This window comes from Pseudoxanthomonas yeongjuensis, from assembly GCF_010093345.1.
Lineage (GTDB): Bacteria > Pseudomonadota > Gammaproteobacteria > Xanthomonadales > Xanthomonadaceae > Pseudoxanthomonas_A > Pseudoxanthomonas_A yeongjuensis.
The window spans coordinates 130,515-154,012 of sequence record NZ_PDWT01000006.1 but is presented as its reverse complement, the minus strand read 5'-3'; the positions used below and the strand labels follow the sequence as shown (position 1 = coordinate 154,012).

General features: G+C 65.4%; 23 protein-coding genes and 1 tRNA gene. 22 read left to right on the top strand and 2 right to left on the bottom strand.

Annotated elements, in window-relative coordinates:
- Positions 1-242 precede the first annotated feature (242 nt).
- Entirely contained in the window at positions 243-2,642 is a 2,400-nt protein-coding gene (locus tag CSC74_RS14580) for a TonB-dependent receptor plug domain-containing protein (RefSeq protein ID WP_162315214.1), read from the bottom strand.
- 187 nt (positions 2,643-2,829) lie between these two features.
- On the opposite strand from CSC74_RS14580, the gene CSC74_RS14575 reads away from it, so the two are divergent.
- The 3 genes from CSC74_RS14575 to CSC74_RS14565 all read left to right on the top strand — a co-directional run bounded on the left by CSC74_RS14575 (position 2,830) and on the right by CSC74_RS14565 (position 5,938).
- On the top strand, positions 2,830-4,683 hold the full coding sequence (locus CSC74_RS14575; RefSeq protein ID WP_162315213.1) for an ABC-F family ATP-binding cassette domain-containing protein: 1,854 nt from the start codon (positions 2,830-2,832) through the stop codon (positions 4,681-4,683).
- A 71-nt stretch (positions 4,684-4,754) separates the two neighbouring features.
- The gene (locus CSC74_RS14570; protein ID WP_162315212.1) at positions 4,755-5,108 is read left to right on the top strand and encodes an FmdB family zinc ribbon protein; all 354 of its coding nucleotides are present in this window, start codon (positions 4,755-4,757) and stop codon (positions 5,106-5,108) included.
- Positions 5,109-5,308: 200 nt separating this feature from the next.
- A complete protein-coding gene (locus CSC74_RS14565) occupies positions 5,309-5,938 on the top strand; it encodes a hypothetical protein (RefSeq protein WP_162315211.1) in 630 nt (209 codons plus the stop codon).
- A 72-nt stretch (positions 5,939-6,010) separates the two neighbouring features.
- Here the strand turns inward: CSC74_RS14565 and CSC74_RS14560 are convergent, their stop codons facing one another.
- On the bottom strand, positions 6,011-6,901 hold the full coding sequence (locus CSC74_RS14560) for a DUF3011 domain-containing protein (protein WP_246193278.1): 891 nt from the start codon (positions 6,899-6,901) through the stop codon (positions 6,011-6,013).
- A gap of 174 nt (positions 6,902-7,075) precedes the next feature.
- On the opposite strand from CSC74_RS14560, the gene aspS reads away from it, so the two are divergent.
- From aspS to CSC74_RS14465, 19 genes are all read left to right on the top strand, one after another.
- Positions 7,076-8,839 (top strand): aspartate--tRNA ligase, encoded by a 1,764-nt coding sequence (gene aspS / locus CSC74_RS14555; RefSeq protein ID WP_162315209.1) that lies wholly within the window; start codon positions 7,076-7,078, stop codon positions 8,837-8,839.
- Positions 8,840-8,957: 118 nt separating this feature from the next.
- On the top strand, positions 8,958-9,482 hold the full coding sequence (locus tag CSC74_RS14550; RefSeq protein ID WP_281349763.1) for a GNAT family N-acetyltransferase: 525 nt from the start codon (positions 8,958-8,960) through the stop codon (positions 9,480-9,482).
- A gap of 50 nt (positions 9,483-9,532) precedes the next feature.
- Positions 9,533-9,844, top strand: a complete 312-nt coding sequence (locus CSC74_RS14545) for an I78 family peptidase inhibitor (RefSeq protein WP_246193276.1) — start codon at positions 9,533-9,535, stop codon at positions 9,842-9,844.
- Entirely contained in the window at positions 9,795-10,484 is a 690-nt protein-coding gene (locus CSC74_RS14540; RefSeq protein ID WP_162315207.1) for an esterase/lipase family protein, read from the top strand. The genes CSC74_RS14545 and CSC74_RS14540 overlap by 50 nt, the downstream gene beginning before the upstream one ends.
- Positions 10,485-10,622: 138 nt before the next feature.
- Positions 10,623-11,348, top strand: coding sequence for a YebC/PmpR family DNA-binding transcriptional regulator (locus tag CSC74_RS14535; RefSeq protein ID WP_162315206.1), 726 nt, complete (start codon positions 10,623-10,625; stop codon positions 11,346-11,348).
- 145 nt (positions 11,349-11,493) lie between these two features.
- Positions 11,494-12,015, top strand: a complete 522-nt coding sequence (gene ruvC / locus CSC74_RS14530; protein ID WP_162315205.1) for a crossover junction endodeoxyribonuclease RuvC — start codon at positions 11,494-11,496, stop codon at positions 12,013-12,015.
- Positions 12,015-12,599 (top strand): Holliday junction branch migration protein RuvA, encoded by a 585-nt coding sequence (gene ruvA / locus CSC74_RS14525; protein ID WP_162315204.1) that lies wholly within the window; start codon positions 12,015-12,017, stop codon positions 12,597-12,599. The genes ruvC and ruvA overlap by 1 nt, the downstream gene beginning before the upstream one ends.
- 54 nt (positions 12,600-12,653) lie before the next feature.
- Positions 12,654-14,582, top strand: coding sequence for a potassium transporter Kup (locus CSC74_RS14520; protein WP_162315203.1), 1,929 nt, complete (start codon positions 12,654-12,656; stop codon positions 14,580-14,582).
- 105 nt (positions 14,583-14,687) lie between these two features.
- Entirely contained in the window at positions 14,688-15,728 is a 1,041-nt protein-coding gene (gene ruvB / locus CSC74_RS14515; protein ID WP_162315202.1) for a Holliday junction branch migration DNA helicase RuvB, read from the top strand.
- Positions 15,718-16,155 carry a tol-pal system-associated acyl-CoA thioesterase gene (gene ybgC, locus CSC74_RS14510; RefSeq protein ID WP_162315201.1) on the top strand — a complete coding sequence of 146 codons (438 nt, stop codon included), beginning with the start codon at positions 15,718-15,720 and terminating at the stop codon, positions 16,153-16,155. The genes ruvB and ybgC overlap by 11 nt, the downstream gene beginning before the upstream one ends.
- A gap of 48 nt (positions 16,156-16,203) precedes the next feature.
- Positions 16,204-16,980 (top strand): protein TolQ, encoded by a 777-nt coding sequence (gene tolQ / locus CSC74_RS14505; RefSeq protein WP_162315200.1) that lies wholly within the window; start codon positions 16,204-16,206, stop codon positions 16,978-16,980.
- A 12-nt stretch (positions 16,981-16,992) separates the two neighbouring features.
- A complete protein-coding gene (locus CSC74_RS14500) occupies positions 16,993-17,430 on the top strand; it encodes an ExbD/TolR family protein (protein ID WP_162315199.1) in 438 nt (145 codons plus the stop codon).
- Positions 17,420-18,406 carry a cell envelope integrity protein TolA gene (tolA, locus tag CSC74_RS14495; RefSeq protein ID WP_162315198.1) on the top strand — a complete coding sequence of 329 codons (987 nt, stop codon included), beginning with the start codon at positions 17,420-17,422 and terminating at the stop codon, positions 18,404-18,406. Before CSC74_RS14500 ends, tolA begins: the two co-directional genes overlap by 11 nt.
- An 84-nt stretch (positions 18,407-18,490) precedes the next feature.
- Positions 18,491-19,810: a Tol-Pal system beta propeller repeat protein TolB gene (gene tolB / locus CSC74_RS14490; protein WP_162315197.1), complete on the top strand. Its 1,320-nt coding sequence runs from the start codon at positions 18,491-18,493 to the stop codon at positions 19,808-19,810.
- Positions 19,811-19,877: 67 nt separating this feature from the next.
- Complete coding sequence (pal, locus tag CSC74_RS14485) at positions 19,878-20,396, top strand: peptidoglycan-associated lipoprotein Pal (RefSeq protein ID WP_162315196.1); 519 nt, start codon at positions 19,878-19,880, stop codon at positions 20,394-20,396.
- A 30-nt stretch (positions 20,397-20,426) separates the two neighbouring features.
- Positions 20,427-21,239 carry a tol-pal system protein YbgF gene (gene ybgF, locus CSC74_RS14480; protein WP_162315195.1) on the top strand — a complete coding sequence of 271 codons (813 nt, stop codon included), beginning with the start codon at positions 20,427-20,429 and terminating at the stop codon, positions 21,237-21,239.
- A 118-nt stretch (positions 21,240-21,357) separates the two neighbouring features.
- Positions 21,358-22,041 (top strand): 7-carboxy-7-deazaguanine synthase QueE, encoded by a 684-nt coding sequence (gene queE / locus CSC74_RS14475; RefSeq protein ID WP_162315194.1) that lies wholly within the window; start codon positions 21,358-21,360, stop codon positions 22,039-22,041.
- Between the two features lie 92 nt (positions 22,042-22,133).
- Positions 22,134-22,802 carry a 7-cyano-7-deazaguanine synthase QueC gene (gene queC, locus CSC74_RS14470; protein WP_162315193.1) on the top strand — a complete coding sequence of 223 codons (669 nt, stop codon included), beginning with the start codon at positions 22,134-22,136 and terminating at the stop codon, positions 22,800-22,802.
- Between the two features lie 63 nt (positions 22,803-22,865).
- A tRNA-Lys gene (locus tag CSC74_RS14465) sits at positions 22,866-22,941 on the top strand.
- The last annotated feature ends 557 nt before the right edge of the window (positions 22,942-23,498 follow it).

The following is a 23,498-nucleotide window of genomic DNA, read 5'->3' as shown; positions in this document are numbered from 1 at the left end:
GCTGATGCGTTGTTTCAGGACAAATCGGAACGAGCGATGGCGTTCATCCTGACCAGGGAAAAACAGGTTCTTCACCGCTCACGGAATGGATCATCCCGTAGGAGCGCCCCTTGGGCGCGATGCTCTTCGGCCAGGTTGCGGAAGAGCATCGCGCCCAAGGGGCGCTCCTACGGAAAAGAAAAAATGCCCCGGCATTGCCGGGGCACCTGGCTTCATCTACGGCGCGGGACTTCGCCGCGTCCTCACCACTTGTAGCTGATGCGCCCGTACAGGTAGGAACCATTGAAGCCTGCCGGCGACTGGCTGCTGTAAGGGAACTGCCCGCTGTTGGAGTTGGCGAACAGGGTCCGGTCCGGATACTCGTCGAGCAGGTTGTCCGCGCCCAGGGTCAGCGTCCAGTTCTCGCCCGGACGATAGCTGGCCGATGCGTCCACTATCCAGGTCGCGCCATAGGTCTGGTCGTTGGCGGGATTGCCGGTCTCGCTGACGCGCGTGGTGAATTCGCCGTAGCGGGTGGCGCCGAGATTGAAGTCCCACTGGGCCAGCTTCCAGTTCGCCGACAGGGTGACCTTGTCGCGCGGATAGCCTTCCTCGATCCGGCCTTCCTCGTCGCGGCCGATGCGCCGCAGGTCGGCGCCCAGGTCGGTCAGTTCGGTCGGATTCGGGGCGATGCGCACGATCTCGCTCTCGTTGTAGTTGTAGCCGGCGGTCAGGTTGAGGTCGCTGTTGGTCAACGGGATGCTGTAGCTGCCGATGACGTCGACGCCGCGGGTGCGGGTGTCGGCCGCGTTGGTGAAGTAGCGGGCACTGGTGACCCCGTTGATGCCGAGGCTGGCCAGCAACGCCTGCGCGGCGGGGTTGTCGCCGAGCAACAGGTTGGAAGACAGCACGATGCGATCGTCGATGTCGATCTGGTAGGCGTCGACGGTGATGTACAGCCTGTCGACCGGCTGCAGCACCAGGCCCAGACCGTAGGACAGCGAGGTTTCCGCGGTCAGCGCATCGGCACCCAGCGCCTGGGCCACGGCGCCGGTGGCCGGGAAGGTGCCCGATTCGAAGAAGCGGTCGACGCTGGCGTTGTACTGCGAGGTCACCACCTGGTAGTACTGCTGGGCCAGCGCCGGAGCGCGGAAACCGCTGGCGACGGTGGCACGCAGCGCGACCTTGTCGGTGAATGCGTAACGCGCCGACAGCTTGCCCGAGGTTTCGCTGCCGAAGTCGGAGTAGTCCTCGTAACGACCGGCGACGCCGGCCGAGAACTTCTCGGTGATGTCGGCTTCCAGGCCTGCGTACACCGCGTAGCTGTCGCGATCCGAATGCACGGCGTTGATCGGGGTGAACCCGCCGAAGCCCTGAGCGCCGCCGCTGGTATAGGAATCCGGGTTGCCGGGCGACTGGTTCCACTTCTCGCGACGGTACTCGGCGCCGAAGGACAGCGTGGCCGGGTAGGCCAGGCCCCAGTCCAGGGTCTTGCTGGCATCGGCGTTGACCACGTTCTGGGTGTACTCCAGCGCGCCATCGTAGAAGCGCGTGGGGCTGTCCACGCCCAGGCTGTAATTGATGCTGTTCTGGGTATGGAAGGCCAGGTGGTTGTAGCCGTAGTTGTAGCTCAGGTCCCACTTCCATCCGCTGTCGGTGTCGCCCCTGACGCCCGCCACCAGCGAGCGGTCCTGCGACAGCTGGTTGATCTCCGGCACGTAGCCGTCGGGATAGACCTGCGGCACCAGCGGGTTGTGGCCGATCGAGCGGTAGAACGCGAACGAGATGATGTCGCGGTTGCTGGCGATGGCGGTGGCATAACCGTTGATGTGGTCGTTGAAGGCGAAGCCGGCGTTGGCCGAGACCGCTGCAGCGTCCACTTTCGGATCGCCGTAGATGTAGGCGACTTGCCCGATGGCCGGATTGTTGCCGGTGTTCGGCGAGGTGCCCTGGTACGGGCCGGCGCGGTCGGTTTCATCCTGTTGCGTGAGTTGCCCGGCCACGTTCAGGAAGCCGCGGTCGCCGCCGAAGGGCAGGCCGGTGTCGCCGGAGAGCTGGGTCTGCTTGCCGTCGCCCGCCGAATACTGGCCGAAGTCGACGGCCAGGCTGCCACCCTTGCCGGAACCCTTCAGCACGATGTTGACCACGCCGGCGATGGCGTCGGAGCCGTATTGCGCCGAGGCGCCGTCGCGCAGCACTTCGACGCGCTCGATCGCGGCGATCGGGATGGCGTTGAAGTCCACCGCCGACGAGCCGCGGCCGATGCTGCCGTTGACGTTGACCAGCGCGGAGATATGGCGGCGCTTGCCGTTGACCAGCACCAGCACCTGGTCCGGCGAGAGGCCGCGCAGCTGCGCGGGGCGCACGCCGCTGGTGCCGTCGGTGATGGCAGGGCGCGGGAAGTTCAGCGAGGGCAGGGCGCGGGCCAGGGCGGTCGCCAGCTCGGTGGTGCCGGTCGCCTGCAGCGCCTCGGGGGTGATGATGTCGATCGGCGACTGCGATTCGGCCACGGTGCGGTCGCTGACCCGGGTACCGGTGACGATGACCGTATCCAGCGTATTGGCGACCGGGGCGCTGGCGGGAGCGGATTCCTGGGCGAAGGCGGAAGACGCGGAAAGCGCCAGGACGATGGCGGTGGCCAGGGGGGAGAGCTTGCGATTCATGGGTACTCCAGTACGAAAAACGGGAAAGAACTACCTGGATGGGACGGCACAACTGCAAGGCGGAACCGCGGATTCACGGATCTGCTGCGCCACAACATAACGTCAATTATTTGTTAAGGAGTAGAATCGGGTCGCAGAACTTCTGCTCATGTCCTTATTCCCACTCCGCCGGCTCGGCGCTATCTAAATGATTTCACTAAGAAATTTCGCGCTGCGCAGGGGCGAACGGCTACTTTTGTCCGATGTCGACCTGACCATGCATGCCGGTTATCGGGTAGGCGTGGTCGGCCGCAACGGCACCGGCAAGTCCAGCCTGTTCGCCGCGATCCGCAACGAGATCGAGGCCGACAAGGGCGATATCGACCTGCCTGGCAAGGTCCGGATCGCTAGCGTGGCCCAGGAAACCCCGTCGCTGCCGGACCCGGCCATCGAGTTCGTGCTGGCCGGCGATGTCGATGTCGCCGCCGCCCTGCGCGCCGAGGCCAAGGCCCTGGCCGACGAGGACTGGGAAGCGGTGGCGATGGCCCACCACCGGCTGGAAGAGGTCAACGGTTACGACGCCTCGGCCCGCGCCGGCAAGCTGCTGCATGGCCTGGGTTTCCCCGGCGATACCCACCAGCGCGCGGTTTCCTCGTTCTCCGGCGGCTGGCGCGTGCGCCTGAACCTGGCGCGCGCGCTGATGACGCCCAGCGACCTGTTGCTGCTCGACGAACCCACCAACCACCTCGACCTGGATGCGGTGCTGTGGCTGGAACAGTGGCTGCTGAAATACCCGGGCACGCTGCTGTTGATCTCGCACGACCGCGAGTTCCTGGACAACGTCACCACCCATACACTGCACCTGCACAGCGGCAAGGCGAAACTCTATACCGGCGACTACACCGCGTTCGAACGCCAGCGTTCCGAGCAACTGCGCCTGCAGCAGATCACCCACGAGAAATCGCAGGCCGAGCGCGCCCACCTGCAGAGCTTCATCGACCGTTTCAGCGCCAGCGCGGCCAAGGCCAAGCAGGCGCAGTCGCGGGTCAAGCGCCTGGCCAAGATGGCCGGCACCGAAGCGGTGCGCGCCGAGCGCGAACTGACCATCGAATTCGCCCAGCCCGCACGCCTGCCGTTCTCGCTGATTCGCTTGAACCATGTCGACGCCGGCTATGGCGATACCGTGATCCTCAAGGACATTGCCTTCGGCCTCGAAGCGGGCGACCGCATCGGCCTGCTTGGCGTCAACGGCGCGGGCAAGTCGACCCTGGTGAAGACCCTGGTCGGCGATCTCGAGCCGATCCATGGCGACCGCAGTTGCCATCCGGACGTGCGCATCGGCTACTTCGCCCAGCACACGGTGGAATCGCTGAAACCCGCGCAATCGCCGATCGATCATCTGCGCGACCTGTCGCCGGATTCGCCGATGCAGGCCTTCCGCGATTTCCTCGGCAAGTGGAATTTCCCCGGCGACCGCGCCTTCGAAAGCGTCGATGGTTTCTCCGGCGGCGAACGCGCGCGCCTGGCCCTGGCGCTGATCGCCTGGCGCCAGCCGAACGTGCTGCTGCTCGACGAACCGACCAACCATCTGGACCTGGAGATGCGCGAGGCGCTGGCCGAGGCACTGAGCCTGTTCGAAGGCGCCATCGTCATGGTCTCCCACGATCGCCACCTGATCGGCCTGGTCTGCGAAACCTACTGGCGCGTGGCCGACGGCGTGGTCGAACCGTTCGCCGGCGACCTGGACGAATACGCCGCCTGGCTGCGCAGCCGCGCCACCGCGCAAGGCAACAGGGCGCCGAAGATCCCGGAAACGCCGCTACCTGCGGCGGTCGTCAAACCGGCGACCCCGGCGAAGAAGGTCAATCCGCACAAGCTGGCCCAGGCCGAAGCGCGCGTGGCCGAGCTGGAAACCAGGCTGGCCGCGCTGGAAACCGAGATGGCCGATCCGGCCGTCTACGCCAACGGTGGCGCGCGGGTGGCCGAAATCGGGCGCGAGCAAAGCCAGCTTCGCGACGCGCTCGCGACCGCCGAGGCCGAGTGGTCGGCGCTGTACGACTAGACTGCCAGGCTTGCTTCCCGGCCACTTCGGCCCAACTTCAGACACGACCCGCACGAACTGCCTCGACCTCCATGCCTATCTATGCCTTCCAGTGCGCCGAATGCGGCCACAGTTTCGACCGTCTGCAGAAGATGTCCGATCCCGATCCGGAGACTTGTCCCTCCTGCGGCGCGCATCAGGTCAGACGCCAGGTCACTGCGCCTTCATTCCGCCTTGCCGGCAGCGGCTGGTATGAAACCGACTTCAAGAAAGACGGCGACAAGAAGCGCAACCTGAGCGAGGGCAGCGAAGGCACAGGCAAGTCCGAGAGCAAGACCTCTGGCGATGCCAAGCCAGCAGCCACTGAAACGGCGAGTGCGCCGAAGGCCGAGAGCAAGACGGAAGCGAAGCCTGCCGCGCCTGCGGCGCCGTCTTCTTCTACCTGAAGCGTTTTCTGCTTCAGGGCCGCGTTGGAAATAAGTTCGTCATTCCCGCGAAGGCGGGAACCCAGCGACTTTCGCTCTTTGAGCTTTGAGCTTGAAGTCGCTGGATTTAAAGCTTCAAGTCACTGGGTTCCCGCCTTCGCGGGAATGACGATTCATTTTTTCTCTTGAGCCCGGATATGCATACCCATTAGGGTGCAGGCATGAAAAAACCTCTCCTGCTCGTCGCCACGCTGTGGCTTGCCTCCTGTTCCACGACTTCCGACACGACGGTTCCCGACGCATCCTCTGCCGCGCCGTCTCCAGCGGATATCTTCATGGCGGCCCTCGCTGCGCACTGCGACCGGGCGTTCGCCGGCCGGATCGTGGCCAATACCCCCGCGTCGACCGCGCCCGATCCATTCGACGGCAAGGCGCTGGTCATGCATGTGCGCGGCTGCGACGAGCCGGCAAGGGAACTGCGGGTGCCGTTCCATGTCGGCGACGACCATTCGCGTACCTGGGTGGTCACCCGCACTGCGACCGGACTTCGCCTGAAACACGACCATCGGCACCGGGACGGCAGCGCGGACGTGCTGACGATGTACGGCGGGGACACCGCATCGCCCGGCGAAGCAGGGCGGCAGGAATTCCCGGTCGATGCCGAATCGGTGGCCCTGTTCCGGCGCGAAGGCAGTACGGCCTCGGTATCCAACACCTGGGCGATGGAAATCGTCCCGGGGAAGAATTTCGTCTACGAACTCAGTCGCCCTGATGGCCGGCTGTTCCGGGTCGAGTTCGACCTGTCCACGCCGGTCGCGCCGCCGCCGGCGCCCTGGGGCGCCGCCTCCTGATCCAGAAAAACGCCGCCTCGAGGGCGGCGCTTCTCATCGAACGAGAGTCCCGTTGAGCGAACGAACCGGCGCTCAGCGAGCGCCGAAGCGCGCGCGGCAGCCGCGGTCCACCCAGATCTGGTTGCCCAGGTAGCCCCAGTTCGTACCTTCGCGGCAGCTGTCGGAAGAAATCTGCTGGATCAGGTACGGGCGGCCATAGCGGCTGTTCCATGCGCAAGTGGCGCGGCGGTTGCCCTGGCTGCTGCAGGGCACGCTGTAGTTGCTGTTGCCGCCGCCAGGGTTCCAGCCGCCGTTGCCCTCGACGAACTCGGCCCGGCAGCCGCGATCCACCCAGACCGTGCCGTTGCGCTGGCCCCAGGTCTCGCCTTCGGTGCAGCGCGCGTCGGAAAGCTTGCGGGTGAGCGCCGCGCGGCCACGGAAACCGGTATTGCATTCGCGATAGCGCTTGCCGATGCTCTCGCAACGCACCTTGGCGCCGATGCCGCCCCCGAACGAACCTTCGACGAAGCGCGCACGGCAGCCCCGGTCGACCCAGACGAAACCGTTGCCACTGCCCCAGTTCTGGCCTTCGATGCAGCGCGTGTCGGAAATGTTCTGGCTGAGCGCCGCGCGGCCACGGAAACCGGTATTGCATTGGCGGCGGCGTTTGTCGTTGCTTTCGCACAGGATCGAATTGCCCGGGGCCGGCCCCGGATTCCAGGCGCCGCCGCCCAGCGAAGTGGCGATGTCCTGCTTGATCCGGCTGAAGCCCCAATTGGAACGGTTCACCTGGTCCAGGTAGAACCTGAGCTGGTCGCCTGGGATGCGGCGGCCGCGCGACTGTTCCGAATATTCCAGGCCGATGACCCGTTCCTGGTCGCTGCGCGACAGGTTGCGCAAGTTTTCCGGCGCATAGGCCTTCGGCTGGATCTGGGCCTGGACCGGTTGCGGGACGACGAAGAGCAAACCGAGCACTACGAACATCGCTGATAACGAGCGCAACATGGTGTCCTCCTGACGGATTGGGGTGGTAGGGCCGGAATATACACCCGGCTTATTCGGCCCCGATGAGCGGTGGATTTGCCCGGGCAGGGCCGCGGCCCCAAAATGACGGCCTTTCCGGCCCACTCGGTGCCGGAACCGATTCCCGGAGTTCCCATGCGTACCCATTTCTGCGGCCTCATCGACGAGGCCCTGACTGGCCAGTCCGTCACTCTTTGCGGCTGGACCGACGTCGCCCGCAACCTCGGCGGCCTGTGCTTCATCGACCTGCGCGACCACCATGGCATCGTCCAGGTGCTGGTCGAGCCGGAACAGGTGGAAGCATTCAAGGTCGCTGCCAGCCTGGGCTACGAGGACGTGCTGCAGGTCGAAGGCGTGGTCCGCGCGCGCCAGAGCGTCAACAACAAGATCCATACCGGCAAGGTGGAAGTGGTCGCGACAATGATCACGATCCTCAACAAGGCCGAGCCGCTGCCGTTCCACGCGCACGAGAACGCCGGCGAGGAAATCCGCCTGAAGTACCGCTATCTCGACCTGCGCCGCCCGGAAATGCAGCGGATGATGCGCACCCGCACCCGGCTGGTCGCCGCCTTGCGCCAATGGCTGGACGCACGCGATTTCCAGGACATCGAAACCCCGATCCTGACCAAGGCCACGCCGGAAGGCGCGCGCGACTTCCTGGTTCCGGCGCGCATGCATCCGGGCGAGTTCTACGCGCTGCCGCAGTCGCCGCAGCTGTTCAAGCAGATCCTGATGGTGGCCGGCTTCGACCGCTACTACCAGATCGCGCGCTGCTTCCGCGACGAAGCGCTGCGCGCCGACCGCCAGCTCGAGTTCACCCAGTTGGACATGGAGTTCGCCTTCGTCCGCGAGCGCGATATCCAGGACACCACCGAGGACATGATCCGCGCGGTGTTCCGCGAAGTGATGCAAGTGGAACTGGCCGCCGAATTCCCGCGCCTGACCTATGCTGAGGCGATGCGTCGCTACGGTTCGGACAAGCCCGACCTGCGCAATCCGCTGGAGCTGGTCGACGTCGCCGATCTGGTGAAGGACAGCGAGTTCAAGGTGTTCACCGATTGGGCCTCGAACCCGGAAGGCCGCATCGCCGCGCTGCGCATTCCCGGCGGCGCGGTGCTGTCGCGCAAGCAGATCGACGACCTGGGCGCGCACGCGGCCAAGTACGGCGCCAAGGGCCTGGCCTACATCAAGCTGGGCGAAAACGGCGAGGTCGCTTCGCCGATCGCCAAGTTCTTCGCCGAAGCCGCATTCGCGGAACTGATCAAGGCCATCGGCCTGCAGAACGGCGACCTGGTGTTCTTCGGCGCCGGCAAATACAGCACGGTCAGCGACTTCATGGGCGCGCTGCGGCTGAAGGTCGGCAAGGACCTGGACCTGGTGGAAGACCGCTGGGCGCCGCTGTGGGTCACCGATTTCCCGATGTTCGAGTGGGACGAGGAAGCGCAGCGCTACGTCGCCCTGCACCATCCCTTCACCGCGCCGGCGGTCGATGACATCGCCGACCTGCGCGCCAATGCGAAGACCGCGGTGTCGCGCGGCTACGACATGGTGTTGAACGGGAATGAAATCGGCGGCGGTTCGATCCGCATCCATCGCCCGGACATGCAGAGCGCGGTGTTCGGACTGCTCGGCATCGGCGCGGAAGAGGCGGAAGCGAAGTTCGGCTTCCTGCTCGACGCGCTGAAGTACGGCGCACCGCCGCACGGCGGCATCGCGTTCGGCATCGACCGCATCGCCGCGCTGATGGCCGGCACCGAATCGATCCGCGACGTCATCGCCTTCCCCAAGACCACCACCGCGCAATGCCTGATGACCGGCGCGCCGTCGCCGATCCCGGACGCGCAGCTGGCCGAGGTGCATGTGGCGGTACGTCCGAAGCCCGAGAAGGCCGCGGAATGAAGCCGATGCGCCGTTGCTCCCCAGGAAGACTTCCTTCGGAGCGTGGGAGGGGCGTCAGCCCCGAAGCCTTTTGCGCGCGGTTTTCGGGGCTGACGCCCCTCCCGCAAGGGCGGGCGTCGTGCCCGTGATCATCCGCCGCGCCACGCCGGACGATGCCGCGGCGATGTCGCGTATCGCCACCGATACGTTCGTGGAGACGTTCGGGCACCTGTATCCGCCGGAAGACCTGGCCTATTTCCTGCTGAATTCGTATTCGCCCGCCGCGCAGCGGGAAATGCTGGAACAGGACTCCACCGCGATGTGGCTGCTGGAACGCGATGGCGTGGCGGTCGGGCATGCCTGCGCCGGTGCCTGCGGATTGCCGCATCCGGACGTCGTCGAAGGCGACGGCGAACTCAAGCGGCTGTATGTCCTGCGCGAGGCGCACAACCAGGGATGGGGCGCGAAACTGTTCGAGACCGCGCTGGAATGGCTGGAAAAGGACGGTCCGCGCACCTTGTGGATCGGCGTCTGGTCGGAGAATCTGGGCGCGCAGCGTTTCTATTCCCGCTACGGCTTCCAGCGCGTCGGCGAATACAAGTTCCCGGTCGGCGACACGCTCGATGACGAGTTCATCCTGCGCCGCCACGCCGGCGCGCGTTGAAAGCGCTGTTAGACTCGCCGCCAACGTCCCTGCCTGCGTGGAGATGGCCCGTGAACCGTAACTTCCTGATCGTGATCGTGTTGTTCCCGATGCTTGCGGCATGCGCCTCCACCGCTTCCCTGCTGCCTGCCGAGGCGGGTCCGACGGTGAAGGGCGATGGCCGTTGCGATGCCGCGCCCGTTGCATGGGCGGTGGGCCAGAAGGCCGACGAACAAGTGATGAAGAAAGTCTGGCAACAGAGCGGCGCGGGACTGATCCGCCCGATGGCGCCGGGCCAGGTGGTGACCATGGATTTCCGCCAGGACAGGATCAATGTCCATCTCGACGCCGACAACACCATCACCCATCTCGATTGCGGCTGATCCCGCCTGCGTGGAAGAAGACCGCAAGCCACGCGTCCTGCTGCTGCACGGCATCTGGAACGCCAAGGCCTGGCTGGTTCCGCTGGCGGCACGCCTGCGTGCGGCGGGATTCGACACCGAGGTATTCGGTTATCCGAGCGTGTTCGGCGGTCCCGATGTGGCGGTGCCGCGGTTGATCGCACGCCTGCAGGGCAGCGAACCGGTCGCGCTGCTGGGGCACAGCCTGGGCGGACTGGTCGCGCTGCAGGCACTGAGCCAGAGCCCCGAACTGCCGGTGACGCGGGTGGTCTGCCTGGGCACGCCCTTGCGCGGCAGCGATGCGGCGCGTGGCCTGGCTGGAAATGCCTGGGTGGCGCCGGCGCTCGGTCGCAGTGCCGGGTTGCTGCAGGCCGGCTTCGATCGCTGGGAGGGCAGGGTTCCCGTCGGCATGGTCGCGGGCAACGTGGCCCGCGGCCTGGGCCGGCATTTCACCCGTTTCGATGGCGAGTCCGATGGCACCGTGGCCATCGAGGAAACCCGGCTCCCCGGATTGAGCGGCCATTGCGTGGTCGCCAGCAGCCATAGCGGCCTGGTGTTTTCCGCGGAGGCCGCCCGCCAGGCGGCGCATTTCCTCCGGGAAGGCCGCTTCCAGCAGTCGTAGGAGCGGGCCTTGCCCGCGATGCTCTTGGTCGGGATCGGGGATACGGGCCGAAGGGCATCGCGCCCAAGGGGCGCTCCTACGATGGCCGTGCCGCCCCGGTATAATTCGCGGCTTCCTCAGCAACCGTCCGGAACGCCCATGGGTCGTGGTCCCTCGATCGAAGGCCGCAAGAACGCCACCGATGCCAAGCGCGGCAAGATCTTCACCAAGATCATCCGCGAGATCGGCGTCGCTGCGCGCGCCGGCGGCGGCGACGTGGCCAACAACGCGCGCCTGCGCACCGCGGTCGACAAGGGCCTGTCGGCGAACATGTCCAAGGACGTGATCGAGCGCGCCATCAAGAAGGCCACCGGCGAGCTGGAAGGCGTGGAGTACGAGGAAATCCGCTACGAGGGCTACGCGCCCGGCGGCGTCGCGGTGATCGTCGACTGCCTGACCGATAACCGCGTGCGCACCGTGGCCGAAGTGCGCCACGCCTTCGGCAAGTGCGGCGGCAACATGGGCGCGGAAGGCTCGGTCGCCTTCATGTTCCGCAAGCTCGGGGTACTGAGTTACGACGCCGGCTTCGATGAGAACTCGATCACCGACGCCGCCATCGAAGCCGGCGCCGACGATGTCGTGGTGTATCCGGAAGACGGCGCCATCGACGTGCTGACTTCGCCCGATGCGTTCCTGTCGGTGAAGGAAGCGATGGAAGCCGCGGGCCTCGCTCCCGGTCATGCCGAGATCACCATGCGCGCCGACAACGACATCGCCGTGGATGCCGAACAGGCGCCGCAGGTGGTCAAGCTGCTGGACATGCTGGAGGATCTGGACGACGTGCAAGCGGTTTATTCGAATGCCGACCTGGCTGCGCACGCGTGAAGCCGCTCGCGTCGCTGGCTGCGAAGAGTAAAGTCGGCCGCTACGCGACCTGCGAATAGTCGATCAAGGCGATGCTTCTCTTCCCCGTTTACAGCGCACGCAGTGCGCGGCTTCGCAGGCTGCGCGGCAGCCGGATCCACCGCGCATGACCCGCATCCTCGGCATCGATCCCGGCTCCCAGCGCACCGGCGTCGGCATCATCGATGTCGACGCGGCAGGCAGGACCACGCATGTCTACCATGCGCCGCTGCTGTTGCTGGGCGAGGGCGATTTCGCGCAACGACTCAAGCGGTTGTTGCTTGGCCTGGCCGAAGTGATGGAAACCTACCGCCCCGACGAGGTCGCCATCGAGCAGGTGTTCATGGCCCGCAATCCCGATTCCGCATTGAAGCTGGGCCACGCGCGCGGCGCGGCGATCTGCGCCGTGGTTCTTCGCGACCTGCCGGTGCACGAATACGCGGCCAAGGAAGTGAAGCTGGCGGTGGTGGGCAAGGGCAGTGCGGACAAGGTCCAGATCCAGCACATGGTCGGGATCATGCTCAATCTCAAGGGCAAGCTGCAGGCCGACGCCGCCGATGCGCTGGCGGTGGCCATCACCCATGCGCATGTCCGCGCCACTGCGAATAGACTGGGCGTCAACGTGCGCGAAGCCTGGGGAAGGAAATAATGATCGGACGTCTGCGCGGGATCCTCGCCTACAAGCAACCGCCGTGGCTGGTGATCGACGTGGGCGGCGTGGGCTATGAGCTGGAAGCGCCGATGAGCACCTTCTACGACCTGCCCGACGTGGGCCGCGAAGTGATCCTGTTCACCCACTACGCGCAACGCGAGGACAGCGTGTCGCTGTACGGCTTCCTGCGCGAAAGCGAGCGCCGGCTGTTCCGCGACGTGCAGAAGGTCAGCGGCATCGGCGCCAAGATCGCGCTTGCGGTCCTGTCCGGGGTCAGCGTGGACGAGTTCGCGCGCCAGGTGCAGACCGGCGACATCGCCGCGCTCACCCGCATCCCCGGCATCGGCAAGAAGACCGCCGAACGCATGGTGGTCGAACTGCGCGACCGCGTGGTCGACCTGGGCAGCAATCCGCTGGGTTCGCCCAGCCTGCCCAATGATCCGCAGTCCGAAGCGACCATCGCCTTGCAGCAGCTCGGCTACAAACCGGCCGAAGCCGTGCGCATGGCCCGCGAGGCCGCGGCGCCGGGCGACGATGCAGCGATGATCATCCGCAGGGCCCTGCAATCGGCCTTGCGCTGAACGCCTGGTTTTTAGAGCCCCTCCTCACATCCCAGGCGTTACCCTCGCGCACCCATGAGCACCCCCCATTCCCCGCAGGCAAAGACCGGTCATTCCGGCGAACACGGCCATGGCAAGACAGGCCTCGCCGCGCTGGTCGCGGGCGCCGTGGGCGTGGTGTTCGGCGATATCGGCACCAGCCCGCTGTACACCATCAAGGAAATGTTCCACCCGCACTTCGGCCTGAAGCCCGATCCGGACACCGTACTGGGATTGCTGTCGCTGGGCTTCTGGTCGCTGATCCTTATCGTGACCCTGAAGTACGTGATCGTGATCATGCGCGCCGACAACGAAGGCGAGGGCGGGATCATGGCCCTGACCGCGCTGGCCCAGCGCAGCCTGACGAAGGGATCGCGCCTGAACTACGTGGTCGGCATCCTCGGCATCTTCGGCGCGTCGCTGTTCTTCGGCGACGGCATGATCACCCCGCCGATCACCGTGCTGGGCGCGGTCGAAGGCCTGAGCGTCATCTCCACCGGGCTGACCCGCTGGGTGGTGCCGATCAGCCTGGTGATCCTGATCGGACTGTTCGCGTTCCAGCGCTTCGGCACGGCCAGGGTCGGCAAGATCTTCGGCCCGGTGATGATCACCTGGTTCGTGGTCCTCGCCGCGCTGGGCATGCATAACATCGCCGGTTTCCCCAGCGTGCTCGTCGCGCTGAATCCGTATTGGGCGCTGAAGTTCTTCGTGGCCCACGATTGGCACGCGTTGTTCATCCTCGGCGCGGTGGTCCTGACCGTGACCGGTGGCGAGGCGCTGTACGCGGACATGGGCCACTTCGGCAAGAAACCCATCCGCTGGGCCTGGTTCGGCTTCGTGCTGCCGGCGCTGGTGCTGAACTATTTCGGCCAGGGCGCGGTGCTGCTGGAGCATCCGGCCGCAGTGGAGAGCCCGTTCTTCATGTCGATGCCGGACTGGGCGCAGATCCCGATGACCGTGCTGGCCACGGTCGCGGCGGCCATCGCCTCGCAGGCGGTCATCACCGGCGCCTTCTCGGTCACCCGCCAGGCCATCCAGCTCGGTTATCTGCCGCGGCTGTCGATCAAATACACCTCGCAGGACACCATCGGCCAGATCTACGTGCCGTCGATCAACCTGATTCTGCTGCTGGCGGTGATCCTGCTGGTGCTGGTGTTCCGCAGCTCCACCGCGCTGGCCACCGCCTACGGCCTGTCGGTCACCGGCACCATGCTGATCGATACCTTGTTGCTGGCGGTGGTGGCCTATACGCGCTGGCCGGATTCGCGCAAGTGGGTGCTGCCGCTGTGCGCGCTGTTCCTGCTGATCGACATCGCCTTCCTGGTCGCCAACGGCGCCAAGCTGTTCAGCGGCATCGGTGCGTGGGTGCCGCTGGTCATCGGCATCATCGCCTTCCTGATGATGCGCACCTGGCGCCGCGGCCGCGAGCTGCTGCATGCGGAAGTGCAGAAGGAGGGCATCAAGCTGGACAGCTTCCTGCCCGGGCTGATGCTGGCGCCGCCGGTCCGCGTGCCCGGCACCGCGATCTTCATGACCGCCGACCAGGGCGTGGTGCCGCACGCGCTGCTGCACAACCTCAAGCACAACAAGGTGCTGCACGAGCGCAACGTGTTCCTGACCGTGCAGACGCTCAACGTGCCCTACGCGCCCAAGGAAAAGCGCTTGAAGATGGAGCCGGTCGGCGACGATTTCTACCGGGTGATGATCAGTTACGGCTTCGCCGAGGCCCCGGACGTGCCGCAGGCGCTGATGGGCTCCTGCGACAAGGGCGGGATCTATTTCGACCCGATGGAAACCACTTACTTCGCCAGCCGCGAAACCATCATCGCCAGCGCCCATCGCGGCATGCCGGTCTGGCGCGACAAGCTGTTCGCGGTCATGCACCGCAATGCGGCGCCGGCCACGGGGTTCTTCCGGATTCCGGGCAACCGGCTGGTGGAGCTGGGGGCGCAGGTGGAGATATAGGAGCAGAAACGAGGAACAAGGAACGAGGAGTGAGCAACAGCGGCAATGGCTCTTGCTCGCTCCTCGTTCCTCACTCCTCGTTCCTCGTTCCTTTACCATAGCCCCATGACCGAAGACCGCATCCTCACCGCCGCGGCGACCCGCGAAGACGACGCTCTCGAGGCCAGCATCCGGCCGCGCAAACTCGACGAATACCTGGGCCAGAAGCCGGTCCGCGACCAGCTTTCGATCTATATCGAGGCCGCCAGGGGGCGCGGCGAGGCCATGGACCATGTGCTGATCTTCGGCCCGCCGGGACTGGGCAAGACCACGCTCAGCCATGTCATCGCCAACGAACTCGGGGTCAACCTGCGGGTCACTTCGGGCCCGGTGATCGAGAAGGCCGGCGACCTGGCCGCGCTGCTGACCAACCTGCAGCCGCACGACGTGCTCTTCATCGACGAGATCCACCGCCTGTCGCCGGTGGTGGAAGAGGTGCTGTACCCGGCGATGGAGGATTTCCAGATCGACATCATGATCGGCGACGGCCCGGCCGCGCGTTCGATCAAGCTGGACCTGCCGCCGTTCACCCTGATCGGCGCCACCACCCGCGCCGGCTTGCTCACGGCGCCGTTGCGCGACCGTTTCGGCATCGTCCAGCGCCTGGAGTTCTACAACACCCAGGAATTGACCCAGATCGTGCGCCGCTCGGCGAAGATCATGAATATCGATTGCGTGGCCGAAGGCGCGGTGGAGATCGCCAACCGCTCGCGCGGCACCCCGCGCATCGCCAACCGGCTGTTGCGGCGGGTGCGCGATTACGCCCAGGTCAGGGCCGAAGGGCGCATCGACCACGACGTGGCCAGGGCCGCGATGGGCATGTTGAACGTGGATCCGGAAGGCTTCGACGAGCTCGACCGGCGCCTGCTGCGGCTGATCATCGAGAACTTCGATGGTGGCCCGGTCGGGGTCGAATCGCTGGCCGCGGCCCTGTCCGAGGAGCGTGGCACGCTGGAAGACGTGATCGAGCCCTACCTGATCCAGCAGGGCTTCCTGGTCCGCAGCGCGCGCGGCCGCATGGCCACGGCCAAGGCCTACCGCCACCTGGGCCTGAAGCCCCTCAAACCGGTCCCCGAGCTGTTCGTGGAGGGCGACGATGCCGGTTGATCCGCATGCCGATGACCTGCGGTTCAGTTGGCCGACACGCGTGTATTGGGAAGATACCGACGCAGGTGGCGTGGTCTACCACGCGCAATACGTTGCTTTCCTGGAACGCGCACGCACCGAATGGTTGCGTTTCCGCGGCCATGGACAGGAGCAATTGCGCCACGACCTCGACCTGGTTTTCGCGGTCCGCTCGATGCAACTGGAATTCCTGCGCCCGGCGCGATTGGACGACCTGCTGACGGTGACCGTGGAGATCCGCACCTGCAAACGCGCCAGCGTGGTGTTCGCCCAATCCATCCGGCGTGGCGAGGAAATGCTGCTGACCGCCGAAGTGCGGGTGGCGGTGCTGAGCGCGGCCGGTTTCAGACCCAAACCGGCGCCGGATGCGTTGTACGAAGAGTTCAAGGCGCTGGAAATGCCGAGATAGACCCTGAATTTGATCAACCCCTGAATCGGAAACCTGAGGAAATACCGGATGATTGCACTGCTCCTGGCCCTGCAGGACACCGTGGTCGAAGCCTTGCCCGAAGACGCTGCCAGCGCCGCCGCGCAGGCCAGCGCCGAAGTGGCCCACAGCAGCATCAACTACTTCGACCTGATGCTGAAAGCCAGCCTGCCGGTCAAACTGATCGTGCTGCTGTTGCTGGTCGGATCGCTGATCAGCTGGGTCATCATCTTCCGCAAGGCGCGCATCTTCGGCCGCGCCAACCGCGATGCGGACGAATTCGAAGGCCGGTTCTGGTCCGGCGCCGACCTCAACAAGCTGTACTCGGCCGCAGTCGACCGCAACCGCGTGGTGAGCGGGTTGGAGGCGGTGTTCGAAGCCGGTTTCCGCGAATTCGCCCGCCTGCGCGACAAGCGCAAGCTCGACAGCCGCGCGCAATTGGAAGGCGCGCAGGGCGCCATGCGCGTGGCCTATACGCGCGAGATCGACAAACTCGAACGCAATCTGGAACTGCTGGCCAACATCGGCTCCACCGCGCCGTACGTGGGCCTGGTCGGCACCGTGTTCGGCATCATGGTGACCATGCACGACATGCTCAACAGCGGCGAGCAGGCCGGCATCGCCGCGGTGGCGCCGGGCATCTCCGAAGCCCTTTTCGCCACCGCCATCGGCTTGTTCGTGGCCATTCCCGCGGTGTGGGCCTACAACCGCTACACCACCCGGGTGGAACGGCTTTCGGTTCGGTACGAATCGTTCGCCGAGGAATTCAGTTCCATCCTGCAACGCCAAACCCCGTCCGAAGAGTAAGCGGAGTCCGCCATGGCCACCGCCATTTTCCGCCGCAAGCGCCGCAAGCTCAAATCCGAGATCAACGTCGTCCCCTATATCGACGTGATGCTGGTGCTGCTGATCATCTTCATGGTCACCGCGCCGTTGCTCACGCTCAGCGTGGATGTGACCTTGCCCAAGGCCAACGCCAAGGCGGTGGACAGCAAGGAGGATCCCATTGTCGTGGTCGCCTATCCCGATGGCCGCATGGGCCTGAAGCTGCCCGATGCGGACATCGAAGTGCTGGATACGGCCGCCTTCGAAGCCAGGCTGGCGCCCATCGTCGCCCAGCAAGGGGGCGAGATGCGGGTGATGGTCGCCGCCGAAGGCAAGGCTCCCTACCAGGTCGTGCTGACCGCGATGGACGTGCTGAAGAAAGCGAAGGTCAAGAACGTCAGCCTGTTGACCGAATCCGGTAATGCACGCTGACGTTGCCACACGCGGCGTGGTCCTGCCGGAAGAGGGTTACGGAAAGGCCATCACCTATGCGATCGGCCTGCACCTGTTGCTGGCAGTGTTGTTGTGGTTGTCGTCCTGGCTGACCTGGAATCACGATTCGGCTTCGGCGGCGGGGTTGCCGGTGATGGATGCTTCTCTGGACGCTTCGGCCGCCGATATCCGCGCCGCCGAACGCGCCTTGCAACATGTTCCCGAGCCCTTGCCGTTGCCGGTCGAGGAAACGGCCGAGGAAGAAACGGTGCCGCCACCGCAGCCGATCGAGGAACCGCGCCCGCAGGATTCGCCTACACCCCAGCAGCAGGTGGCGCAGGAACGCATCCCGGTGCCCGACACGCAGGATCAGGACGAAGCCAGTCGCTTGGCCATTTCCCAGGAAAAGGCCCTGCGCGAGCAGGAGGCCAAGCGCCGCCAGGAGCAGATCGACCTGACCGAGCAGAAGCGCGTGGAAGAAGCGCAGAAGCAACAGCGCCTGGCCGAACAACAAGAAGCCGACAAGCAGGCCAAGCTGGCCGAGATCCGTCGCCAGCGCGCACAGCTCGATCAGCAGCAGAAGCTGGCCGAACAGAAACTGCGGCAGATCGCCGATGCGCGTTCGCGTGCCGCTTCCGCCTCCACCGCGCAGGCCAGCGCCTCGCCACCCGCGGGCAGTGCGGGAGCGGATGCGAATCTGAAAGGCGAATACGCGGCCGCGATCCAGAGGGCGGTGTTGAGCCAGTGGATACGGCCGGATTCGGTGCCGCTGGGCCAGCGCTGCACCATCGCGATCCGCCAGTTGCCCGGCGGCGAAGTGGTGGAGGCCAAGGTCGCCGCCAACTGCCCCTATGACGAAGCAGGAAAGCGCTCGATCGAGGCAGCGGTGTTGCGCGCCCAGCCCTTGCCCTACCGCGGTTTCGAGTCGGTGTTCCAGCGCAACCTGACTTTCAATTTCACCGCCCAGGATCAGTGATCACGCAATCTTTCGTTCATGATTGCGAAAATGTTCACGTTCAAGCTGGTATCCCTTCCCCCCGGTCCAAACCACGAAGTGCCCATGAAAACACTGCCGTACTGGCTAGCCGTACTCGCGCTCCTGTTGCTGCCGTTCTCCGCTTCGGCACAGCAGCAAGGGTTGGAAATCGACATCGTCGGTGGCAATGCCTCGGCCCTGCCGATCGCGATCGTGCCGATGCCGTATCAAGGTTCGGCTGCCGCACCGCAGACCGATGTGGGTTCCGTGGTCCGCTCGGACCTGGAGCGCTCCGGTGCCTTTCGTGCATTGCCGGAAGCCAGCATGGTCGAACGCCCGACTCGTGGCGGGGAAGTGCAATACCCGACCTGGCGCGCATTGAAGCAGGACTACCTGGTCGTAGGCCGCGTGGTCGATGCCGGTGCCGGCAGCTACCGGGTCGAATACGAACTGTTCGACGTGGCCAAGCAGGAACGCCTGCTGGGCCTGGCCCTGACCGCGCGCTCCAATGCCATGCGCGACGTGGCCCACCAGATGGCCGATGCCATCTATGAAAAGATCCTCGGCGTGCGCGGCGCGTTCTGGACCCGCATCGCCTACATCACCCAGACCGGGCTCGGCAAGGACGCGCGTTACGCGCTGATGGTCGCCGACTCGGACGGCTTCAACCCGCAGACCGTGGTGCGTTCGGCCGAGCCGTTGCTGTCGCCGTCGTGGAGTCCGGATGGCAACCGCCTGGCCTACGTCAGCTTCGAGCGCGGCAATTCCTCGATCTACATCCAGAACATCAGCACCGGCGCCCGCGAACTGGTTTCCAGCTTCCGCGGCATCAACGGCGCGCCGACTTTCTCCCCGGACGGCCGCAAATTGGCCCTGACCCTGTCGCGCAGCGGCAATCCAGAGATCTACGTGATGGACCTGGGCAGCAAGCAGCTGACCCAGCTGACCAACCAGTTCGGGATCGACACCGAGCCGACCTGGAGCGCCGACGGTTCCAGCATCTATTTCACCTCCGACCGTGGCGGACGGCCGCAGATCTACCGGGTCGGCGCGGGAGGCGGCAGCGCCTCGCGGGTCACTTTCCAGGGCAACTACAACGCCACCGCGACCGTGTCCTACGACGGCAAGAAGATCGCCGTAGCCCAGGGCAGCGGCAACAACTACCGCATCGCGATGATGGACAGCAGCCTGGGTTCGCCGCGCTGGAGCACCTTGTCGCCGGGTTCGCTGGACGAGTCGCCCAGCTTCGCCCCCAACGCGAGCATGATCCTTTACGCGGCCCGCGAAGGGCGCCGCGGCGTTCTTTATGCGGTTTCCGCCGATGCGCGGGTGCGCCAGCGCCTGGTCCTGGCCGAAGGCGATGTGCGCGAACCGGCCTGGTCCCCCTATCGCACTCCCCGTTGAGCGGGCCCCCGAGTTAATATTGTGAAACCCATTGCTCCACCCGTGCCATAGCCCCCGAGGAACCACGATGAATACCACCACCCGTGTTGTCATGCTTTCCCTCTTGTCCGTCGCGGTTCTGGCGGGCTGCAAGAAGACCGTCAAGGAAACCCCGCCGGCCGACACCGGTCCGACCGACACCGGTGTAGTCACCGACGGCACCACCACCGCCGGCGCCTACGGCCCGAACGACCTCGATACCGACGCCTGCCTGCGCCAGCGCGTGGTCTATTTCGACCTGGACCAGGACGCGCTGAAGCCGGAATTCCAGGCGATCGTCGGCTGCCACGCCAAGTACCTGCGCGACCGTCCGTCCTCGCGCATGAACCTGGAAGGCAACGCCGACGAACGCGGCAGCCGCGAATACAACCTGGGCCTGGGCGAGCGCCGCGGCAACGCCGTGTCTTCCGCGCTGCAGGCGCAGGGCGGTTCCGGCAGCCAGGTTTCGGTGGTCAGCTACGGCGAAGAGCGCCCGGTCTGCACCGATTCCAACGAGGATTGCTGGGCCCGCAACCGTCGCGTCGAGATCGTGTACACCGCGAAGTAAGCGCATTCCGGTAACCAGCAAGAGCAAACGATGCAAATCCTGTCCAGATCCATCCTGGTCATCGCGGCGGCCCTCGCGGCCGCCGCACCTGCCCACGCGCAACGCCAGAGCCTGGCCGATCGCGTGGCAGCCCTGGAAGTCCAGGCCGCCAGCGACCGTGGCAACACCGACCTGTTGAACCAGATCGGCCAGATGCGCACCGAATTGCAGCAGCTGCGTTCCCTGGTGGAACAGTTGCAGCACGAGAACACTCAACTCAAGCAGACCAGCCGCGACCAGTACCTGGATCTGGATGGACGCTTGAACCGCCTCGAAGGCGGTACGCTGCCGGCTACTCCGCCAGTCGCTCCACCGCAGGCGTCGCCACAGGCCGCCAGCAGCCCCGCGGCTCCCGCTGCCGCGGAACGGCCGCCGTCCGTGCACGGCGATGTCGGGGCCATGGCCAGTACAGGCGACGAGCGCGCCGCCTACAACGTCGCGTTCGATGCGCTCAAGGGCGGCAACTACGCCGATGCGGCGCAGCTGTTCCTGAGTTTCCTCGAGCTCTATCCGAACGGCGCTTATACCCCCAACGCGCTCTACTGGCTGGGCGAAAGCTATTACGTCACCCAGAACTACCAGCTGGCCGCGCAGCAGTTCCGCACCCTGCTGGAACGCTATCCGACCCACGACAAGGCTTCCGGTTCGCTGTTGAAACTGGGCCTGTCCGAATACGGCCTGGGCAAGGTGGACGACGCCGAACGCACCTTGAGCGACGTGGTCGCCAAATACCCCAACAGCGATGTCGCCCGCACCGCCGACGACCGCCTGCGGTCGATGCAGCTGGGTCGCAGCATCCGCTGAACCGGCAATCCCGTAGGAGCGCCCCTTGGGCGCGATGCTCTTCGTCGCGATAACCGACAAAAGCATCGCGCCCAAGGGGCGCTCCTACACTTTGGTCGCGAAGTCCATAATTCCTGTCATGAATGCCGCTTCCATTCCCAGCGATATCGTCCAGTCCTCCACGGACCGGCTGAAGATCACCGAGATTTTCCTGTCCCTGCAGGGCGAGGCCGCCACCGTCGGCTGGCCGACCGTGTTCGTGCGCCTGACCGGCTGTCCGCTGCGTTGCCAGTACTGCGACACCGCCTATGCCTTCCATGGCGGCGAATGGCGCGATATCGCCGACATCGTCGCCGAAGTCGCCGGGCATGGCGTTCGCCATGTCTGCGTCACCGGGGGCGAACCGCTGTCGCAGAAGCGCTGTCTGATCCTGCTGCGCGCGCTGTGCGACGCCGGTCATGACGTATCGCTGGAGACCTCCGGCGCGATCGACATCGCCGAAGTCGATTCGCGCGTTTCCCGCGTGCTCGACATCAAGACGCCGGGTTCGGCCGAGGTCGCACGCAACCGCTGGGAAAACCTGCCGTTGCTGACCGCGCGCGATCAGGTCAAGTTCGTGCTGTGCGGGCGCGAAGACTACGAATGGGCGCGCGGGATCGTCTCGACCCATCGTTTGAACGAACGCTGCGACGTGCTGTTTTCGCCCAGCAAGTCCGATCTCTCCGCGCGTGAACTGGCCGACTGGATCGTCGCCGACCGCTTGCCGGTGCGCTTCCAGATGCAGCTGCACAAGCTGCTGTGGAACGACGAGCCGGGTCGCTGAGTCGTAGGAGCGCCCCTTGGGCGCGATGCTTTTTCGATTGCCCCAACAAAGGGCATCGCGCCCAAGGGGCGCTCCTACATTAGAATTCGCCCATGAAAAACGCAGTCGTCCTCGTTTCCGGTGGCATGGATTCCGCCGTCGTCCTCGCCCTGGCGCGCGAGCAGGGTTTCGCCGTGCATGCGCTCAGCGTGCGCTACGGCCAGCGCCATACTTCCGAACTGGAAGCCGCGGACCGGGTTTCCAGCGCACTCGGCGCGGTGGCCCACAAGACCGTCAACGTCGACCTGCGCTCGATCGGCGGCTCCGCGCTGACCGACTCCGATATGGAAGTCCCCGAAGCGGGCGGCCCCGGCATCCCGACCACGTACGTGCCGGCCCGCAACACCATCATGCTGTCCGTCGCCCTCGGCTGGGCCGAGGTGCTGGGCGCGGCCGACATCTTCTGCGGGGTCAACGCAGTGGATTATTCGGGTTATCCCGATTGCCGGCCGGAATTCATCGACGCCTTCGAGAAGCTCGCCAACCTGGCCACCAAGGCCGGGGTCGAGGGCGCCGGCCTGCGCATCCGCGCCCCGCTGATGAAGATGAGCAAGGCCGACATCGTCCGCGAAGGCATGCGCCTGGGCGTGGACTTCGGCCAGACCGTGTCCTGCTATCGCGCCGATGATCGGGGCCTGGCCTGCGGCCATTGCGACGCCTGCCAGCTGCGCGCCGCCGGCTTCGCCGACGCCGGCGTGCCCGATCCGACCCATTACGCCTGATTTCGCAGCGGGCGCATGCTGCGTTAGAATGCGCGTCCCGGCGCAAGGCCGGGTGTTCCAAGCGGGCCGTTAGCTCAGTTGGTAGAGCAGAAGACTTTTAATCTTTTGGTCGATGGTTCGAATCCATCACGGCCCACCATCCAGCCTGGAACCCTGTTTTTTCTCCCGCGCTCCGTCAAAAACCCCTTTGGCAATCAAAGAGTTGGCGCTCTTGCTGGGGTCGAAGAGAAGCAACTCGGGGCATATTCTGCGATCTTGCGAGCTCTTTTCTCGGGCGTCGCTTTTTGCTGGCCAAAAGATGATTTTTCACTTGCTTTCAGCTCTCAAGCGCCAATCCTTATGGGTGCGCCAACACGTCAACATCGGAGAATATCGCCCTGGGCGTTCTTGGCGGCTTTCGATTGGATTCAAGATCCATGTTCGTCCGCTTTGCCGTCTGGCTAAGCGCGCACCAAGTCCTGGTAACGGCATTCTTCAACGTCGGCTATCGGCCACAAGCGGACATGGACCAACGCCAGAATTAAGCTGAGCCGCGAAGCCGCTTCGGCTTGAATAAATTGTCAGACCTGTTCACTGAGCCAACTGGACGAAGCAATGCCGAGGAGACGGATGTCCGAGTCAAGGACGCATGCTCCTGGACCTTGGTGGGTCGAGGAGCTGCCAAGATCAGACGTAACGCCTGACCGGATCCCCACT

What these genes read in the sequence shown, in the direction of transcription:
- CSC74_RS14580 (WP_162315214.1), bottom strand. Translation starts at nt 2,642, where the DNA reads ATGAATCGCAAGCTCTCCCCCCTGGCCACCGCCATCGTCCTGGCGCTT.
- CSC74_RS14575 (WP_162315213.1), top strand. Translation starts at nt 2,830, where the DNA reads ATGATTTCACTAAGAAATTTCGCGCTGCGCAGGGGCGAACGGCTACTT.
- CSC74_RS14570 (WP_162315212.1), top strand. Translation starts at nt 4,755, where the DNA reads ATGCCTATCTATGCCTTCCAGTGCGCCGAATGCGGCCACAGTTTCGAC.
- CSC74_RS14565 (WP_162315211.1), top strand. Translation starts at nt 5,309, where the DNA reads ATGAAAAAACCTCTCCTGCTCGTCGCCACGCTGTGGCTTGCCTCCTGT.
- CSC74_RS14560 (WP_246193278.1), bottom strand. Translation starts at nt 6,901, where the DNA reads ATGTTCGTAGTGCTCGGTTTGCTCTTCGTCGTCCCGCAACCGGTCCAG.
- aspS (WP_162315209.1), top strand. Translation starts at nt 7,076, where the DNA reads ATGCGTACCCATTTCTGCGGCCTCATCGACGAGGCCCTGACTGGCCAG.
- CSC74_RS14540 (WP_162315207.1), top strand. Translation starts at nt 9,795, where the DNA reads ATGTCCATCTCGACGCCGACAACACCATCACCCATCTCGATTGCGGCT.
- CSC74_RS14535 (WP_162315206.1), top strand. Translation starts at nt 10,623, where the DNA reads ATGGGTCGTGGTCCCTCGATCGAAGGCCGCAAGAACGCCACCGATGCC.
- ruvC (WP_162315205.1), top strand. Translation starts at nt 11,494, where the DNA reads ATGACCCGCATCCTCGGCATCGATCCCGGCTCCCAGCGCACCGGCGTC.
- ruvA (WP_162315204.1), top strand. Translation starts at nt 12,015, where the DNA reads ATGATCGGACGTCTGCGCGGGATCCTCGCCTACAAGCAACCGCCGTGG.
- CSC74_RS14520 (WP_162315203.1), top strand. Translation starts at nt 12,654, where the DNA reads ATGAGCACCCCCCATTCCCCGCAGGCAAAGACCGGTCATTCCGGCGAA.
- ruvB (WP_162315202.1), top strand. Translation starts at nt 14,688, where the DNA reads ATGACCGAAGACCGCATCCTCACCGCCGCGGCGACCCGCGAAGACGAC.
- ybgC (WP_162315201.1), top strand. Translation starts at nt 15,718, where the DNA reads ATGCCGGTTGATCCGCATGCCGATGACCTGCGGTTCAGTTGGCCGACA.
- tolQ (WP_162315200.1), top strand. Translation starts at nt 16,204, where the DNA reads ATGATTGCACTGCTCCTGGCCCTGCAGGACACCGTGGTCGAAGCCTTG.
- CSC74_RS14500 (WP_162315199.1), top strand. Translation starts at nt 16,993, where the DNA reads ATGGCCACCGCCATTTTCCGCCGCAAGCGCCGCAAGCTCAAATCCGAG.
- tolA (WP_162315198.1), top strand. Translation starts at nt 17,420, where the DNA reads ATGCACGCTGACGTTGCCACACGCGGCGTGGTCCTGCCGGAAGAGGGT.
- tolB (WP_162315197.1), top strand. Translation starts at nt 18,491, where the DNA reads ATGAAAACACTGCCGTACTGGCTAGCCGTACTCGCGCTCCTGTTGCTG.
- pal (WP_162315196.1), top strand. Translation starts at nt 19,878, where the DNA reads ATGAATACCACCACCCGTGTTGTCATGCTTTCCCTCTTGTCCGTCGCG.
- ybgF (WP_162315195.1), top strand. Translation starts at nt 20,427, where the DNA reads ATGCAAATCCTGTCCAGATCCATCCTGGTCATCGCGGCGGCCCTCGCG.
- queE (WP_162315194.1), top strand. Translation starts at nt 21,358, where the DNA reads ATGAATGCCGCTTCCATTCCCAGCGATATCGTCCAGTCCTCCACGGAC.
- queC (WP_162315193.1), top strand. Translation starts at nt 22,134, where the DNA reads ATGAAAAACGCAGTCGTCCTCGTTTCCGGTGGCATGGATTCCGCCGTC.